The 16,668-nt window shown below is 55.4% G+C and carries 15 protein-coding genes and 1 riboswitch; of the genes, 6 read left to right on the forward strand and 9 right to left on the reverse strand.

All coding sequences use genetic code 11. The features are described from left to right. Positions 1-418: 418 nt before the first annotated feature. Complete coding sequence (locus tag EGT51_RS00250; protein WP_135366799.1) at positions 419-1,414, reverse strand: NAD(P)/FAD-dependent oxidoreductase; 996 nt, start codon at positions 1,412-1,414, stop codon at positions 419-421. 36 nt (positions 1,415-1,450) lie between these two features. On the opposite strand from EGT51_RS00250, the gene EGT51_RS00255 reads away from it, so the two are divergent. After that, on the forward strand, positions 1,451-2,209 hold the full coding sequence (locus EGT51_RS00255) for an alpha/beta fold hydrolase (protein ID WP_135366800.1): 759 nt from the start codon (positions 1,451-1,453) through the stop codon (positions 2,207-2,209). Here EGT51_RS00255 and EGT51_RS00260 read toward each other — a convergent pair. Then, positions 2,194-3,234, reverse strand: coding sequence for a PrsW family intramembrane metalloprotease (locus EGT51_RS00260; protein WP_135366801.1), 1,041 nt, complete (start codon positions 3,232-3,234; stop codon positions 2,194-2,196). The genes EGT51_RS00255 and EGT51_RS00260 overlap by 16 nt on opposite strands. 332 nt (positions 3,235-3,566) lie before the next feature. On the opposite strand from EGT51_RS00260, the gene EGT51_RS00265 reads away from it, so the two are divergent. Next, positions 3,567-4,526, forward strand: a complete 960-nt coding sequence (locus EGT51_RS00265) for a nucleoside hydrolase (RefSeq protein WP_135366802.1) — start codon at positions 3,567-3,569, stop codon at positions 4,524-4,526. 140 nt (positions 4,527-4,666) lie between these two features. On the opposite strand, the gene EGT51_RS00270 is transcribed toward EGT51_RS00265, so the two are convergent. The 7 genes from EGT51_RS00270 to EGT51_RS00300 form a co-directional block, all read right to left on the reverse strand. Further along, the gene (locus EGT51_RS00270) at positions 4,667-5,329 is read right to left on the reverse strand and encodes a hypothetical protein (protein WP_135366803.1); all 663 of its coding nucleotides are present in this window, start codon (positions 5,327-5,329) and stop codon (positions 4,667-4,669) included. 79 nt (positions 5,330-5,408) lie between these two features. Next, on the reverse strand, positions 5,409-6,224 hold the full coding sequence (locus EGT51_RS00275; RefSeq protein WP_135366804.1) for a Cof-type HAD-IIB family hydrolase: 816 nt from the start codon (positions 6,222-6,224) through the stop codon (positions 5,409-5,411). Between the two features lie 141 nt (positions 6,225-6,365). Then, positions 6,366-7,166, reverse strand: a complete 801-nt coding sequence (locus tag EGT51_RS00280; RefSeq protein ID WP_135366805.1) for an alpha/beta hydrolase — start codon at positions 7,164-7,166, stop codon at positions 6,366-6,368. After that, the gene (locus EGT51_RS00285; protein WP_135366806.1) at positions 7,156-8,442 is read right to left on the reverse strand and encodes a PTS transporter subunit EIIC; all 1,287 of its coding nucleotides are present in this window, start codon (positions 8,440-8,442) and stop codon (positions 7,156-7,158) included. The genes EGT51_RS00280 and EGT51_RS00285 overlap by 11 nt, the downstream gene beginning before the upstream one ends. An 80-nt stretch (positions 8,443-8,522) precedes the next feature. Next, positions 8,523-9,338 (reverse strand): HAD-IIB family hydrolase, encoded by an 816-nt coding sequence (locus EGT51_RS00290; protein WP_167850097.1) that lies wholly within the window; start codon positions 9,336-9,338, stop codon positions 8,523-8,525. A gap of 351 nt (positions 9,339-9,689) precedes the next feature. Further along, positions 9,690-10,856, reverse strand: coding sequence for a serine hydrolase (locus EGT51_RS00295; RefSeq protein WP_135366808.1), 1,167 nt, complete (start codon positions 10,854-10,856; stop codon positions 9,690-9,692). 463 nt (positions 10,857-11,319) lie between these two features. Next, the gene (locus tag EGT51_RS00300; RefSeq protein ID WP_135366809.1) at positions 11,320-12,489 is read right to left on the reverse strand and encodes a D-alanyl-D-alanine carboxypeptidase family protein; all 1,170 of its coding nucleotides are present in this window, start codon (positions 12,487-12,489) and stop codon (positions 11,320-11,322) included. A gap of 221 nt (positions 12,490-12,710) precedes the next feature. Beyond that, a riboswitch (TPP riboswitch) is annotated at positions 12,711-12,801 on the forward strand. A gap of 86 nt (positions 12,802-12,887) precedes the next feature. Between EGT51_RS00300 and EGT51_RS00305 the strand changes: the two genes are divergently transcribed. The 4 genes from EGT51_RS00305 to tenA all read left to right on the forward strand — a co-directional run bounded on the left by EGT51_RS00305 (position 12,888) and on the right by tenA (position 16,658). Beyond that, positions 12,888-13,454: an ECF transporter S component gene (locus tag EGT51_RS00305; RefSeq protein ID WP_135366810.1), complete on the forward strand. Its 567-nt coding sequence runs from the start codon at positions 12,888-12,890 to the stop codon at positions 13,452-13,454. Positions 13,455-13,895: 441 nt separating this feature from the next. Next, positions 13,896-15,308, forward strand: a complete 1,413-nt coding sequence (locus EGT51_RS00310; protein WP_135366811.1) for an ABC transporter ATP-binding protein — start codon at positions 13,896-13,898, stop codon at positions 15,306-15,308. Next, positions 15,305-15,958 carry an energy-coupling factor transporter transmembrane component T family protein gene (locus tag EGT51_RS00315; protein WP_135366812.1) on the forward strand — a complete coding sequence of 218 codons (654 nt, stop codon included), beginning with the start codon at positions 15,305-15,307 and terminating at the stop codon, positions 15,956-15,958. The genes EGT51_RS00310 and EGT51_RS00315 overlap by 4 nt, the downstream gene beginning before the upstream one ends. Before the next feature lie 13 nt (positions 15,959-15,971). Next, positions 15,972-16,658, forward strand: a complete 687-nt coding sequence (gene tenA, locus EGT51_RS00320) for a thiaminase II (protein WP_135366813.1) — start codon at positions 15,972-15,974, stop codon at positions 16,656-16,658. The last annotated feature ends 10 nt before the right edge of the window (positions 16,659-16,668 follow it).

The raw sequence follows: 16,668 nt of genomic DNA on the forward strand, positions 1-16,668 counted from the left end.
CGGCGTCTTTGAGACGCGGGCTTCGGCCCAAAGCGAAGGTCGAGACCGCCCTTTGGCTCGGCCTGTCCGCCACCGCGTTCCGGCGTTAATTTCGCGTAACGGCACGGCGGCCAGCTCCAGCCACCCCTGCCTGTCCACCATTACGGCAGACGACCAGTACACTACTGGCTGACCAACACAACTGGTAATGGTCACCCACCAGTCGTAGCCGAGAGTGAAGCGAAATCTAGGCTCAGCCGGGGAATTTGCCAGTGGGCTTTGCTGGCAAATTGGTGACTTTGAGACGTGCTTTCCGGCTCAAAGCAAGGACTGAGACCGGGCTTTGGCTCAGGCCGTCCTCCCCCAGCGCTCCAGCCTAGACTTTCGCGCAACGGCAAGGCGGCCAGCCTCATCCACTGTCGCCCCACCGTCCACCAACTTAGTGTTGGTCGGACAGTGAGGTGCTGTGGACGGGGCCGCGGCGGTCCGGGAAGTAGCGCATCATGATGTCGCGCACCGCTACCGGCGCCTCACCATACCCCGTCGCAATCAGCGGCTGTTTGCCTGGATAGCTAACGCCGTCGCCAATCGCGTAGATGCCGGGCACGCTGGTGGCCATGGTCGAATCCACCGCAATCAGCCGGTGATTCTCCGCCAAGTCAACGTCCCAGGCATCTAACACGTGGTGGTCCGCCGTAAAGCCGTAGCTGACGACCAAATCATCGACCGTCGCTTGAGCCATTTCAGCTGACGAACCGACTTGTTTCAAGGTCACGGCTAAGCGGTCATCGTTGGTTGCCTGCAGGTCGCGAATCAAAAACGGCGTCTGCACGGTCACCGAGGAGGCCCGCAACAGGTCGACCATGTGCGGTAAGCCTCGGAATTGGTCGCGGCGGTGCAGCAGCGTGACCGATTTAGCCACCTTCTCCAACATCAAGGCCTGGTCGATGGCCGCGTCGCCCCCGCCGGCCACCATGACGTCGTGGCCGCGGAAATGGTCCAGGTCGCGGACGCTGTAAAATAGGTGACTGTCTTCAAAGTCAGCGACGTTGTTCACATTGAGTTTTCGGGGGGTAAAGGCACCGTTGCCGACCGCAATGATCACGGCGCGGCTCTGCGTCGTCCCGGCCGCGGTGGTGATGGCAAATCCGTCATCAGTAGCCGTGACGTTGGTGACCGCTTGGCCCGTCTTGATGGTCAACGGAAATTGGTCCAGTTGCCGTTGCTGGTTCGCAATCAGGTCTCGGCCACTGACGGCCGGAAAACCAGCGACGTCTAGAATCGTTTTCTCTGGATACAAGGCGTTGACCTGACCGCCGAGTTCAGCGAGGCTTTCGACCAGCTGAGTCTTGGCGTTGTTCATGCCGGCGTAAAAGGCGGCGAACATCCCGGCCGGGCCGCCACCAATAATCGTAATATCATAAGTCTCTGTCATTTGATCTGCTCCAATCTTGTTTGGGAGGTGGCCACTGTGAAACACCGTCGCGGACTCACCGTATTGTTAACGACACTTTTAGTCTTGGGAAGCTTCGGGGGGTGGTGGAACGACCGCTGGGCCGTGTTGCGGTCGGTGCGGGTGCCGCAAACGCGCACGGCCACCCTCTTTTTGCCGGGGACCCACGGCGCGTGGTTATCGCTGCGCAGCATGGTGACCAGCTTGGACCGGCCCCACGTGGGCACCTTTGCCCTGACCGCGCGGGTCTCCTGGAACGGCCACGTGCACTGGCACCAACGGCGGCGGGTGGCGGCCAACAATCCGCTGGTCCCGGTCATTTTCGCCGATAATACCCACCCGCACCGGCAGGCCCGTCAGCTGACGACCGTCTTGACCCAGCTCCACCGGCGTTATGGCGTGACGCGGGTCAATTTGGTCGGGCATTCCTCGGGCGGCACGATTGCCTACGACTACCTGGCCGACCACGCGCCGGCGCCGGTGACCGTGCGGCGCATCGCTATGGTGGGTGCCGACTTTCCCGGCCGCACGCGGTTGCGCGACCACTACCCACAGCTCCAGATTTTGAACCTGGCTGGCGTGATTGGCCGCACCGCTAACGACAGCGAGGTGCCCGTAAAGACCGTCACCCCACTGCGCCACCTGGTCGCGGGGCACGTCGGCCGCTACCAATTTGCGACCATTTCCGGGCCCGTCTGGGACACGCAACACTCCCTGCTCCACGAAAACCCGGCGCTAGACGTGCGGCTAATCCGCTATCTCTATCCGCCTAGCTGAGTGGCCTTTAAAATGCGTTGGCCTTGCAGCGTTCGGGCCTCGCGCAAACCGGCGTTGATCAGCACGAAGATGGCGACCCAGCCCACGGCAATCAGAACCCACTGTTGCAGGTATAAAATATCCAATAAGGCAAACGGCGCGTTCCAATCCCAGATGGCGTGCAGGGCAATCGCCAGCAGGTAGAACCGCAGAAATTTCGGCGCGACCATGTTACTCCCGGTCACCGGCTGATGGCGTTCCTTGGCCAAAATAATCGCCGCGCCCATAATGGCGGACCAAATCGTGTGGGTGCCGATAGCCTGCCAGCTGCGCATCAACAGCGTGACCAGACCATATTGCCCGGTGTAGCCGGCCGTTTCAAATACGGCAAACCCCGCCCCGATGGCCGCCCCCACCAACAGCCCATTAAAGATGTAATTCAGGTGGAACCGGTTGATGAAGTAAGCAATCACCAGCATCTTGGCGGTCTCTTCGATGAAGCCAACGATCAACGCTGATTCCCAGGAGGTCCCATTACCGGACGGAATCAACGAGTAGAGAATCATGGTCGCAATCAGCGATAGGATGCCACCAACTAAAAAGACCGTCATTAATTGATAGACTGAGATGTTGCGAAAGACGTTGATCTCAAAGAACATGATCAGCAACGCAAACGGCACGGTCAGCGAACCGATGAAGATCATCCCCGGCACGGCGTTGTTACTGCGAAAGACCAGAAATAGCATCGCCAGCAATACGAAGCTGGCTCCCAGCAGCGCGAAGACCCGCGAGAATAACCACGGCTTGACCGGAGCCGCCGAGACGGCTTCCAGTGATGGCGTGGTTTCCCGCGTGCCCACGATAAACAACGCCTCGGCATCGTCCAGGTCGTGGTGTTTGAAGACCTCGGAGAACATTTGGAACAGGTGAATCTCGACCACCTTGTTCTCCCCTGTCCACTCATTCATTTCCTTCGTCGCATCATCGAGTAAATGGTTGTGATACTCGAAGCGTTTCTTCGCTAATTTATTAACAGATTTGGCCATAGCTGGCCCCCCTCTTTGACCCGGTGACCCGTCCCAACTGGGGGGGCCGGCCACCGGTGTGTAAAAAATTTAAATTTTTTTAATGACGGCAATCACGGCTGATGTAAGCGATTTAAACAGCGATACACGGGTGCGTAAAACGCTTTACTCAAGCCCTTCCGAGCGCCTCATGAGGGGTCAATTTGACCGCTCAGTTAGCCTCTTCATTTTACCGTGAACGGCTATTTGCTTCAACTTGGTGACGACGTGAGCTTGCTAAATGTAACCAGTTACATTATAGTTAAAGATGGAATTTAACCTAAAACTTTACTCAAAGGGGAGACACTCTTATCATGGCAAAACGTAAAATGATTTTGGACTTGGATACTGGGATTGACGATTCTCTTGCAATCGCTTACGCATTAGGTGCACCTGATGTTGACTTAATCGGGATCGTTGGTTCTTACGGCAACGTGGTCGTTGAAGAAGGCGGCAAGAACGCGTTGAAGATTTTGGAATTGTTGGGCCACACCGACATCCCCGTATACTTAGGCGAAAGTCACTCCTCAACCTCTGATCACTTCGACCGGATGGAAGTTAGTGCAAACATTCACGGTCAAAACGGGATCGGTGAAGTGGAACTGCCAGAACCAACGCGGCCACTCGAAAAGGAATCCGGTGTTGATTTCTTAATCGAAGCTGCCCACAAATACGGCAAGGACCTGACCTTAGTGCCAACCGGCCCAATGACCAACCTGGCCGCTGCCTTGAAGAAGGCCCCAGAAATTGCCAACGAAATCGGCAACATGACCTTCATGGGTGGTGCCTTGACCATGCCTGGGAACGTTACCCCATTTGCTGAAGCCAACATCAACCAAGATGCCGAAGCGGCCAACGCCGTTTTGACCAGCCCACTGCACTCAACGATGGTCGGCTTGGATGTCACACTGCGGACCCTCTTGACCAAGAAGGAAACCCAACAATGGCGTGACCTCGGGACTGTTGCCGGTGAAAAATTTGCCGACATCGTAGACTACTACATCGAAGCCTACAAGCAATTCAACGACAACCTGGGTGGCTGTGCATTGCATGACCCACTGGCTGTTGGGGTGGCTTTGGACCCTAGCTTCGTTACGACGATCGACTTGAACATGGTCGTAAACTACAACAAGGAAACTTATGGCCGGACGATCGGTGACGACAACCGCTTGAACGAACCAACCAACGTCAAGGTTTCTGTCATGGTCGACAAGGACCGTTACCTCAAGGTCTTCATGGACTACTTGACAACTCTATTCAAGAACAACAAGTAATTTTATGCACGGTAAAAACGCCGACTCGCTTAACTGGTGAGTCGGCGTTTTATTGTGTCCTGCATAGTGATTCCAGGCCGCGCTGGTGGCGCTACAGTAAAAGACTGCCCCACTTCATCGGCGGGACAGTCTTTTTATAATTATGACTTGTAGTTAAAGTTATTGATCATGGTCTTAACCGCGTTGTTCGTGTATTGCGTAGCGTATTGTTTCTTTTGTGCAGCGGTCAATTCCGTGGAACTATTAAAGATCTTGGTGTACTTCTTTTGCAATGCTGGCTTGACGTACTTCTTGGCGTAAACAGAAGCTGGGCTCTTCTTGACCTTGGAGTAGGTGACCGACTTGCCACTGGTTGCCAGGCGCCGGTTTAATTTGGACCCGGTGACCTTGGTACTGAAGGTGGTGCTGGACTTCTTCGTCAGCTTGAAGGTGTAAGCCTTCTTAGTCAGTGACGTGGTCGTCTTGTTTTCAGTCGTCTTGAATTCGATCAGCTTGTACTTCGTCGTCAACGTCTTGCCAGTCTTGTTAAGCTTAATGGAGGTTGGCACCCCATATTTGACGTTGGCGTTGTTGCCGTTAAAATCACCGAAAATCAGCAGTGTCCCCGTCTTGCCGTTGGACTTATAGGTCTTGAAGTAAAAGGCTGTCTTTGACTTGGCGTTCTTATAGTAGCGTTTCAAATCAGTGTTCGTGAAGGTCGGTGTCTTCTTGGTGCTAGCGCTGGCCACACTTGGCGCAGCCACCCCACCCAGGGTCCCTGCTGCCAGTACAACCAATCCGAGTTTAACCATCAAACGTTTCATGCCATAATCCTCCTTAAGATTTATCCTATACACATTTAATAGTGCCATTACATCGTCAAAATAGCAAGTGTCCGCTCTCTTAGCTTAGACGTTCGCCGAAGGTTTGTTGCAGATATGCCGCAACTCCTGCCTCATTATTGACTTTTGGTGTGATGTGGTTGGCAGCGGCCTTGATTGCCGGCTGCCCGTTCAACATCGCCACGCCATCACCGGCGGCCTTGATCATGCCCAGGTCGTTTTCGGCATCGCCAAAGGCCATCAGATTGCTGAAGTCCCAGCCAAAATGCGTCAACAGTTGGCCCAACCCAACCGCCTTATCCATGTCGGCGGCCAAGAATTCCAAAATCTTGGGCTGTGACCGGACCACGTGGTATTGCGCGTGCATTTCCGGCGTCAAGGCGGCGACCGCGGCGTCTAACGTGGCCGGGTCGGTCGCCATGACGGCCTTACTGAAGAGATGGTCCGGCAAGTCGGCAAAAGCGGTCGGTGTAAAGGTCATCGGGGCCTTTAACATTTGTTGATAAACCGATGGCGTTAGATCTGACAAGGGGTAGACCTGCTCAAAGTCCAACACGTCTAAGGGGTAGCCGTGTTCGTGGGCGAAGGCGTGCAACTGCTTGAAGTCGTTGCGACTCAGGCCACTTTGCGCCAGGGCTTCCTTAGTCGTGTTTTGAATCACGAGCGCCCCGTTAAAGGTAATCGTGTAGTCCTCCGCGGTCGTCAAACCCAGCTGTTCGAGGTAGCCCCAAATCGCATTGATGGGCCGACCGGTACACAAGACCACCTTGATCCCGGCGTCGTGCAACCGCCGTAGCGCAGCAGCGTTGGCGTCACTAATGGTTTTGTCCGTATTGAGTAGCGTCTCATCTAAATCGAGCGCAATCATCTTGATCATTCGTTGTTAGCCTCCATGAATTTCCTAGTAACTCTAGTTTACTCGTCTCGGCTAGTGAAATAAACCGTTTTCCCCACAACGCCCGGGAATTTTCTCGGGGGTGCGGTCTCGCGTATAGACAGATACCTGCTAGACCAGTCCCTACGGCAAGATATCTTGTCGCATCAGGCCGACGATTTGCTGGTTTTCGGGCAGATCAGCGTGGTTGGCGTTGGCGCCGGTCACCGTGATCTGCGTGAAACCCTTGACCTGGTCTTGGAACAGATACTTGCCGCGGTTAACGCTGTCAAACGGCACGATACCATCGCCGGTAAAGGTCTTGCTACCGGCGATCGAGTAGACGACCAGATTTTTGGGCAGGCGTTGACGCCCGGCTTCGAGTAGCTTAAACATCGGCGTGTCCACGTCGGGGTCAGCCTCCTCCAGGTTGAACGGCGCCGCAATCGTCATGAGTTTATCGGCGTGCGTCTGGGTGGCGGCCAGGTCATTTTCCATAAAGAGGGTCAAGACCAGCCCGCCATTCGAATGCCCCATAGCTGAGAAATGATTGAAATGGTACGTGGCCTGCAATTTTTTAAAGGCAATCGTGAACCATTTGGCCTGTTTGACGATGTTGGCGTAGCCGTCGTGACGGTCCTGAAAGCCGACCACGATAAATGGGTGATCATCCCCCGCAGCCAGCGTGCCACTGTATTTCAAGGTGCCATCGGTCATGACCTCCACCCGCAACAGGCTGTGGGTCGTGTTCGTCTCATGGTTGAGTTCCTTGACTAGCGCGTTGAACCGATTCTGCGTCGCACTAGACCCTGGTACCAAGATGATGGGGTCCAACTCACTGCGATACTGGGCACGAACCACCGCTTCTTGGTGCGGCCGCCACCAGAAACCGGGCAGACACGCCAGCAACAACAGGCCCAAAAGGACCCAAAATTTAGGCTTCATCGTGCGCGCCTCCTTCTTTCAGCTGGGCCAAGCGATGCCATTTGACGAACGGGTAATAAATGGCGGTACTGATGGCCAGATCGACCAGCGCCAACAACAGCGCCGGCCAACTGCCCCCCGTACCCAGATAGGCCAACAACGGTCCCGGCGTCCCAGTCGCTAACGGATAGGCCACGGCCGGCACCCAGGCCAGACGCACGCAAAGCCAGCTGACACTAATGGTCGCTAATGGCGCCAACAACAGCGGAATCCCCAGGAGCGGACTGAGCACGACGGGGACGCCCACCATCAGTGGTGCGCCCACGTTGCCCAGCGTGGGAATCAGACTCAACCACGCCACGCGCTGCTGCCGGCAGGCGCCGCGGGTCAAGAAGATGGCGAACAACAACCCCAGCAACATGCCGCTCCCGCCGAATTGGGCATAGACGTTGACGATGGTGTGTAGCGTGAGGGGATGCGGCACCTGCCAGCCACGATGATCCAAGACGGCGGCCAGGTTTTGGGTGGTGATCATGCTCTGACCGCTGATGGTCAAGGGTCCCAAGACCCCCAGCCACTGGTAGACGCTGGTGAGAGCACTGACGCCTAGTAAGCCCAACAGAAAGTGCGGCAACTGGAGCGGTGCCCGCAACAGCCCGACGAAGGCGGCATTGAGACTGACCGTCTGCGTACTGATCCACAACAGGCCCAGTAACGCGGCACCCAGCACCCAACTACTGGTGATGCCAAACATGGCACCGAGACTGTCCGCAGCGCGCTGTTGCCGGGCCAGTCCCCACCGGTAGGTATTGCCGACTAGTAAGCCGACCAGTAGCCCCATGAGAATGCCGGTCAAGCCCAGGTTGGTCGATACCCATTTCACGGGTTGCAGGCTCAGGACCGACCCGCGACTGACGTTGAAAAATTTTAAACTGATGACGGCCGTGATTCCGGCCAATAACCGGTCGGCAATCCGCTCAGTGCTGGGGGCGACCAAATAAAAGCTCACGCCAAAGGCCATGAACATCGCCATCAACCCCAGTGTCCCGGCACTGATCAGCCGTAGATACTCGCGCAAGGCCCGCAGTTGGAACAGCCATTTGGCCACGTGCAGCGTCTGGTAGTAGTAGCCATTCGTCTGGAGCCAGGCCTCATCAACGAACTGGGCGAGGCTCCCCAACAGGACAAACGGGAAGCTCAGCCGCAACGTTTGACGAATCGCCGTGATCTGACGATTGCGTTGCCACCGAACTTCCAGGTCAATCAACCAAGACCCCCATCCCTGCGTCATTTGCATAGCACCACCCCCATACTGGCCATTGTACGGCGCGGATTAGGGGCGCGTCATTTCCTTAACTTGGTTAGCAAAGCGGGCACTCAAACCAACCACTGGTCAATTTGTTCACAGACCGCACCTTGGTCATTGGTGTGCTGCAGGCGTTGGGGCGCACCGGCTAAGACCTCCGGCGCCGCATTGGCCACCGCAAAGCCTTGGCCCACCTGCTGGAGCATGGCCAAATCGTTACCCGAATCACCAAAAGCAGCCATCTGGGCCGAGCCAATTTGCCAGCGGTCCCCCAAAAAGTCGAGGGCCGCGGCCTTGTTGACGCCCGGCAACGTCACGTTCATACCGCCCAGCCCACTGCTGGTCGCGACTAGACTGCCGGCGAAGTGCCGGTTGAATGCCGCCACCTGGGCCGTGATGTCAGACTTTAGCCAGGTCAGGTCTAATTTTAAAATGGCATCCCCGACCGTGGCCAACTGATCGACGTGCGTCAGGCTGGGATAGAATTCTTGCGAGTCACGAAAACGCTGGCTATCGGCGGTCAGCTGCGTGTAGGACCGTTTCCAGCCACACGCTAAAATAAAGCAATCCGCCATGATTGGCTCGCACTTGAGCCAAGTCACCGCGGCCAGCCACAGCGAGGGCGCTATGGCGGCCGTTTTAAGCACCTGCCCGTTGGCCGACGTGATCAAGGCGCCGTCTTCCACCACGTAGGTAATCTCGTGGCGCTGCTTTAACGGGCAAAACAAGCTCTGCGCGTGGTCGAGCGGGTCGCCCGTGGTCACAACAAAGCGGATGTCCCGAGCCTTCATAGCCGCTAACTGCTGGTCAAATTTAAGCGCGTCATACCGCCCCGTGCTATCGAGAAATGTGCCATCTAAATCCGTTGCTATCAACCGTGGAATCACTGCCCCCAACTTCCTTTCCGTTATTCGTGTAATCCCATCATACCGGGCCAGCGCGCGCAACGCAACGATAATCCCTTACAAATAAATTCATGAAAAAAACTGGTGCTTGCGGGTTTTTCACTGGCTTCTTCCGGGGCGTTTGTTGCGGCTGAAATTGGTAAACTTCATGACCGCATCGGTAGTTGGCCGCAAGAAATAAGCCTGGGAAAAATTTTCCAGACTCGTTCACGTCACTTCTACGTAGCTGAAACGGGCGCCAACAGGCAGCCGCGTCAAATTACCCACTTAGTCATCCACCTACCCAACAAAAAAGCGACAACCCATCAGCGGCTGCCGTTTTCTAGTCATGATTTACGCGTTCATACTACTGTAGCTGTAAGCCTTGTTCATCAACGACCGCGTTTCCGTGAATTCATTGATGTCATGCAGGACCACCGTGATGACCCGGTGCTTGCCAGTCTTTTGCCCCGTCCCGACGAAGCAGTAACCCGCCAGTGGCGTGTAACCGGTCTTCAAACCGTCTACGTTCAAGGACGCCTGATAGTACTTCCGGCCAGCCAAGAGGTTGTTGTAGTTGTAGGTCGTTTGGCCGTCAACTGACTTGGACCCAATGGCGCCATCCGTTAAGATCCGCGGGTAGTCTTGGATCAGGTGCCGGGCAATCAAAGCCACGTCCTTGGCCGAAACCATGTTGGCGTTGGCACTACCGTAAGCATAGCCAAAGGCCTTCAAGTCGCTGTTTTCCAACCCCGAGGCCGAAACGAAATTAGCTTTACCCAAGTTCCAGCTCTTGGCCTGAGCGTTCATTTGCTTGATAAACTTGGCGTTGCTGCCAGCGACCCATTTCCCCAGCGCAATCACGGCGTTGTTTGAGGAGTCCAGTAATGCCGCGTAGTACAGGTCTTGGACCGTGTACTTGTGACCACTCTTGAAGAGGAAGCCCCCACACGAGTAACTTTGCCCCATGGCAATCAGGCCCTTGCTGCTGGTATCGACCACGTCACTCCAGCTGCCAGACCCGCTACCGACCTTTTGCAAGACCAAATACAGCGTCATCAATTTTGACACGGAGGCGATGGGCCGCGCGGTGTTGGCCTTCTTGGACCAAACGGCCTTGCCCGTCGTGTAATCCATAGCAATCGCATTCTTGGCGTACTTCAGGCCAAACGGCGCCTTACCCTTGGTCAAATAGCCGTGCCAGATCCATCCCTTAACGGCCCCTGACTTATTCGACACATAATAGTAAATCCCCTTGGAATTGCCGTGCTTCAACGTAGCCTTCTGCGTCACGTACCAGGTGGTGTTGGGATACCCCTTCATGGTTGCCAGCTTGCGGTTGTGCGCCTTGTTATAAATGGCCCCCGCCGTACTCTTCTTGTGGTACGCGGTCTTGGCCAACTTGGTGGTCGACAACGTGGTGTAAACGGCCGCGTGGGCGGTCTCAACACCAGCACCTGCACCGACCGTCAACGCAAATAGAAAGGCCAGCGCGGCCCACTTGATTTTGTGTTCTCTCATGATGACTTGTCCTCTCTTGTTCAAACATTCTCACCCACCCTATCATGGTTAAGCCTGACGCGACAAGGGTTCTCGCGACTTTGTAACTAACTTGTTGGGGATGTAACGTTCGCGTAATCCACCACTTCTTGCCATAATCAGTTGGTGCATGAATCAATTTAAACCTGAACTGACAACGGTGGCTGGTACTGGCCGCCTGACCGTTCACTGAAAATTCTCCCGATTACAGCCCCCATCTCACGGTTGCCAGGCCCTGTCGACCTTCTGCACACAAAAAATGCCAGGGCGCTGACTGTCACCCTGACATTTTATGTTTACACATTTAATTGAACCGTTCACCCGGACTGACGGGGAATCCGTTGCCACCCGCCCCTCTGGCAGTCGGCTGTGCTGCCTGACGCAGGCCATTAGCCTAGTTTTCACGCAACGGCAGGCGGCCAGCGTGTACCAAGCAGACCAAGTGCTAGTTACTCATGCGACTCAAGCGGTAGGCGTGGTCCATCAGTGAACGTGTCTCCGTGAACTCGTTGATGTCATGCAGCACCACCGTGATGACCCGGTGCTTGCCGCGCTTGTGGCCGGTCCCCACGAAGCAGTAACCCGCCAGTGGGGTGTAGCCGGTCTTCAAGCCATCGACCTTCAGGGAGGCGCGGTAGTATTTACGCCCCTTTAAGAGGTTGTTGTAATTGTAGCAAACTTGGCCGTTGACGGTCATGGACCCAATCTTGCCGTCAGTCAAAACGCGCGGATAGCTGGTCATCAAATGCCGGGCTATCAACGCCACATCCTTGGCTGAGACCTTGTTGGCATTGGCCTTGCCGTAGGCGTAACCGAAGCGCTTCAGGTCACTGTTCTCCAGGCCCGAGGCCGAAACGAAGTGCGCCTTACCCAACTTCCAGGCCTTGGCTTGGGCGTTCATTTTCCGGATAAACTTGGCGTTACTACCGCTGACCCATTTGCCCAGCGCAATCGCCGAATTGTTGGACGAATCCAAGAAGGCCGCGTAGTAGAGCTGCTTGACGGTGTAGCGATGATTCAATTTAAAATGAAAGCCGCCACAATCCGCACTTCGGCTCATCGACACCAGGCCACGACTGGTAATCTTGACCTTATGATTCCAGTTGCGCTTCTTGCCGTCGATTTTCTTCAAGGTGAGATACAACGTCATGATTTTTGACACGGAGGCAATCGGCCGCGCCGTGTTGGCGTGCTTGGACCAGACGACCTTGCCCGTCTTGGCGTCCATGGCGACCGCAGCTTTGGCCTTGGTCAAGACGAACGGGGCCTTCCCGCGCTTCAGGTAACCGTGCCAAATCCACCCCTTGACGCTGTGCTTGCTGTTTTGCACGTACAGGTAAATGCCCTTCGATTTACCGTGCTTGAGGGTTGCCTGCTTGGTGGCGTACCAGGTGGTATGGGGATGGGTCGTTAAGTTGCTGACCTTTTTGGTGTGTTTCTTGTTGTAAATGGCGCCCTGACTGTGTTTCTTGTGGTAAGCGGTCTTCTTGATTTTCTTGGTGCTGACGGTGTGGTAGGCCGCCGCTTCGGCTAGCGAGGTCGGCATTAGCACCCCACCCAACGTGACGAGCGCCCCGAGCGCCAAGGCCCAGTGATTGAGATGACTTTTTTTCATAAGTTAAGTGCTTCCTATCCTTTAATAATTAAGTTCACTAACAATTAGAATAGCACTCTTCCTCATCGCCGGATAGCGCATTTGGCCGTTTTGGACGGGCTTTTGAGGCTTTGTAACTAAACTGTAAAAAACGTTTCCATCCTGAATAGATCAACGACTCGGCACGTATTTTTCCAGTCACGGTTGCATTTACCCGCCAAATTAGTTACGCTTAGGGTATTCAAATACGACTGGGGTGCCTCGCGGCTGAGATCAAACCCATTGAACCTGCTCTGGTTAATACCAGCGAAGGGAACGCGTTATTTAGCTATCAATGAACCCCTACTAAGTTTTTTTAGTGGGGGATTTTTTTATTCGTTGGGCACCCCCGTCAAAACTCTCATAGGAGGCATCATCTCATGAAAAGTTGGCACATCCGCGATATTATTTTGGTCACGATTCTCGCAATTTTTATGGGCGTCATCTTCTGGATCATTAATCCCGTCTACACCTTCCTGGCGGCCGCTTTGGCCCCATTTGGTCTGCAACCTTTGGCAAATGAAATTCTGTTAGGTATCTGGGTCATGGCCGGTCCTTTAGCTGGCTTTATCATCCGCATCCCCGGTTCAGCGACGTTGGGAGAATTTCTCGGCGCCGTTGTTGAAATGTTTCTGGGCGGCGTCTGGGGCGCTAGCACGCTGATTTCCGGCGCGGTTCAAGGTCTCGGGGCCGAAATTGGGTTTGCGGTGACTGGCTACAAACGCTACAACTGGGTCAGCCTAAGTCTGAGTTGCCTGACCACGGCCATCGTGACCTTCACGTGGGACCTGTTCCGGAGTGGCTATGCTGCGTATCATTTGGGCTTTCTGGTACTGCTGTTTGCAGTGCGGTGCTTATCGATCTTCCTGTTCGGCGGTGTGCTGACCAAGCTGATCACCAACCTGCTGGCGCGGGCCCACGTCTTACCCAACGTCAGCGCCAAATAACCATTCTGTGCGCTGGCTTGGCAACATTGGTATTGGCCGGCTGGCCGCCTGCCGTTACGTGAAAGTCTAGGGGGGGACTGGTGCTGGGGGAGGACGGACCGAGCCAAAGTACGGTCTCGGTCCTTGCTTTGAGCCGAAGAACCCGTCTCAAAGTCACCAATTTGCCAGCAAAATCCACTGGCAAATTCCCTGGCTAAGCCTAGATTTCACTTCACTCTCGGCTCCTGCGGTGTATTACCGCTACGGCAGCGTTAACTGTTATTTCACATTATTGGTTGCTCGCAACTGCGGTGAGTGGCGCAGGTTAGCTATTTCTTGGTCTTCCTAGGCACTATGCCTCGACTTTAAATCACTCAAGCACTCGCCAACCAATCGCTTTTTGTTTCACTTTCATTAATTTTAAAAAGTTTGCAAAATCTGTTTCACATTGGAGGAATTTTCGTGGCCACTGTAACCGTTCATGCACTCACATTTTCCTATCCCAACCGCACCCGGCCGGTCTTGGACGACCTCAACGTGACCTTTCCCAGCGGTAAGTTTTCGCTGTTGACTGGGGTGTCTGGTGGGGGGAAGTCCACCCTGCTTAAGCTGATAGCGGGGCTCACTCCTCTGCCGGATGCTGGGACGATCACCTTTGACGGGCAACCGCTCAGCCAAATCAGCCCCGCCGACCGGGCGGCCACGGTGGCCATGCTGTTTCAGGAACCCAGCACGCAATTTACCATGGATACCGTAGTCAATGAGCTACGCTTCGCCCTGGAAAATCAATGCGTTGACCCGGCGGCCATCCCCGCCAAGATCACCGCGGCACTGGACTTCATCGGTATCGCTGACCTGCGCGACCGGCAATTGATGCAACTGTCCGGCGGCGAGCAGCAAAAAGTCGCTTTAGCCATCATCGTGGCTATGGACAGCGACGTCATCTTGCTAGACGAACCCTTTGCCAGCATCGACCCGCCTACCCGCTTGGCGTTACTGGAGAAGCTGGTGATGCTATGTACGCAGCGCGGCAAGACCATTATCTTGGCCGACCACGACCTCAGCAATTACGACCGGTGGGTGGACCACCTGGCCGTGCTGGATCAGGGTCACGTGACGTTGTTGTCGCCGGCAGAAACGCAGACACGTTTTGCGGCATTCACACCGGACAAGCTCCGGTTGACACACGTGACGTTGCCTACCGACGACCTCACCGTCAGCCTGCAGGGCACCCAACTGGCACTGGGTCACGAACACCGGCAGTTGTTACGGCCGCAAGACCTGGCGTTATTTGCTCACCAGGCCACGCTGATCACCGGTCCCAACGGCAGCGGCAAGTCCACCCTGTTTCGCGCGCTGGTGCGATTGGGCAATTATCAAGGCCAGCTCACCTACGACGGCCAAGACATCCGTAAGCTCCCCCGCAAGCGCTACGCTCGCCAAGTTAGCTTGATGTTTCAGTCGGCCAGCGCGCAATTTCTCAACGTAACCGTGGCTGAGGAGTTAGCGTTGTCGCAAAAATTTGGTAATCACACCTACTTCACCCCAACACGCGTTCAGGACCTGTTGACGCAGCTGAATCTCGCCGACCACGTCGATCAGATTATCTACTCGTTGAGCAGTGGCCAACAAAAGAAGCTCCAGCTACTGTGCATGCTGATCATGGCGCCCAACGTGTTGCTGCTAGACGAACCCTTGAAGGGCTTGGATTTTGCGTCCATTCAAGTGGTCATGCGCATTCTGACCACCGTTCAACGCGACCTCAACTTGACGCTGATCATGATCAGCCACCAGCTCAGCGGCCTCGACGACCTGATCACCTTACACCTGGCGCTCGATCACCAGCAACTCACCTATCAGGAGGCGACACCATGAATCCCAGTTTAAAATTAGCCTTGGTCGTCTTGATTGCCTTGGAGGTGTCCTTCACCCAGGTCTGGACAGTCAACGTGGTGCTGATCATCGTCAGTTTGGCCTTGATGCTGTTGAACCACGTCACACTCAAACGCTTCTTGTGGCTGACGCTGGTCCCATTGTTCTTTGCCAGTGCGTTGGTCTGGTCATTGACCTTACAAGGCACCGCCAGCCAGCATTTTCTCCTGGTCATCTTCACCCGGATGTTCGTCTACGTCTACATGGGCGGGCTGTTCACCCAGACCACGGACCCCTTGACGTTGACCCGCTCGTTGGAACAAAATGCCAAGCTGCCGTCAAAATTTGCCTATGGCTTTCTGGCCGCTTTCAACCTGATGCCTAAGATTCAAGCCGAGGTCGCCACGATTCGCGCTGCGGCCTTGATGCGGGGCCAAGAACTGCACGTCTGGTCACCACAACTGTATTTCAAAGTCATTCTGGCTGCGATGAACTGGTCCGACCAACTGGCCGCTGCGATGACCTCGCACGGCTTTGTCGAGGGCGCACCACGGACCCATGCCATCACGGTGGCCTTAAGGTCGCGCGACTGGTGGGTCTTTGCCCTCAGTCTCATCGCCGTTCAAGTCGGGCTGTTCATCGGCCTACCCTAAAAGGAGTTTTGTTATGTTTACTGATCAAGCACATGCGCAAACCCAAGCCCTGTGGGACGCGTCCAAACGCCACCCCTTTATCACCCAACTGCAAGCCGGCACCCTGCCCGCCGCCACCTTTCGCTACTACCTGATTCAAGACCACCACTATCTCCACGAATTCGGCAAGCTCCACGACCTGGCGGCTGACCAAAGCCACGACCCGCGTGTAGTCAATCAGTTACGGGCCGGTGCGGCCAGCCTGCGCGACGGCGAAATTGCGGTGCGCCAGACCTTCTTTGACCGGCTCAACATCACCCCGGCAGAAGTCGCCGCCGTGACTGCCGCGCCCACGTGTTACGCCTACATCAGCCACATCTATCGGGCATTGCTGACAGCGGGGCCCGCGGGAGCCGTGGCGGGTCTGTTGCCGTGTTATTGGCTGTACGCCGAAATTGGTCAGGCGCTGGCCGGCACCGGATCGCCCGTCCCCATCTACCAATCCTGGATTGACACCTACAATGCCGATGATTACACCGGTGCCATGCACGACCAGTTGGCCCTCGCTAACTATGTCGCCACGCCAGCCAATACGGACGCGCTGTTAGCTATTTTCAAGAAGAGCAGCTGGTACGAACTGCAATTCTGGCAAATGGCGCTGGATCAAGAAGATTGGTCAATCACCGACGCTAACGCAGCATCTGCATTTTCAAGGCACTAAACCAGCGTTA

Origin of the sequence: Levilactobacillus suantsaiihabitans, assembly GCF_004745505.1 — a bacterium.
GTDB classification, from domain to species: Bacteria; Bacillota; Bacilli; order Lactobacillales; family Lactobacillaceae; genus Levilactobacillus; species Levilactobacillus suantsaiihabitans.

What these genes read in the sequence shown, in the direction of transcription:
- EGT51_RS00250 (WP_135366799.1), bottom strand. Translation starts at nt 1,414, where the DNA reads ATGACAGAGACTTATGATATTACGATTATTGGTGGCGGCCCGGCCGGG.
- EGT51_RS00260 (WP_135366801.1), bottom strand. Translation starts at nt 3,234, where the DNA reads ATGGCCAAATCTGTTAATAAATTAGCGAAGAAACGCTTCGAGTATCAC.
- EGT51_RS00265 (WP_135366802.1), top strand. Translation starts at nt 3,567, where the DNA reads ATGGCAAAACGTAAAATGATTTTGGACTTGGATACTGGGATTGACGAT.
- EGT51_RS00270 (WP_135366803.1), bottom strand. Translation starts at nt 5,329, where the DNA reads ATGAAACGTTTGATGGTTAAACTCGGATTGGTTGTACTGGCAGCAGGG.
- EGT51_RS00275 (WP_135366804.1), bottom strand. Translation starts at nt 6,224, where the DNA reads ATGATCAAGATGATTGCGCTCGATTTAGATGAGACGCTACTCAATACG.
- EGT51_RS00280 (WP_135366805.1), bottom strand. Translation starts at nt 7,166, where the DNA reads ATGAAGCCTAAATTTTGGGTCCTTTTGGGCCTGTTGTTGCTGGCGTGT.
- EGT51_RS00285 (WP_135366806.1), bottom strand. Translation starts at nt 8,442, where the DNA reads ATGCAAATGACGCAGGGATGGGGGTCTTGGTTGATTGACCTGGAAGTT.
- EGT51_RS00295 (WP_135366808.1), bottom strand. Translation starts at nt 10,856, where the DNA reads ATGAGAGAACACAAAATCAAGTGGGCCGCGCTGGCCTTTCTATTTGCG.
- EGT51_RS00300 (WP_135366809.1), bottom strand. Translation starts at nt 12,489, where the DNA reads ATGAAAAAAAGTCATCTCAATCACTGGGCCTTGGCGCTCGGGGCGCTC.
- EGT51_RS00305 (WP_135366810.1), top strand. Translation starts at nt 12,888, where the DNA reads ATGAAAAGTTGGCACATCCGCGATATTATTTTGGTCACGATTCTCGCA.
- EGT51_RS00315 (WP_135366812.1), top strand. Translation starts at nt 15,305, where the DNA reads ATGAATCCCAGTTTAAAATTAGCCTTGGTCGTCTTGATTGCCTTGGAG.
- tenA (WP_135366813.1), top strand. Translation starts at nt 15,972, where the DNA reads ATGTTTACTGATCAAGCACATGCGCAAACCCAAGCCCTGTGGGACGCG.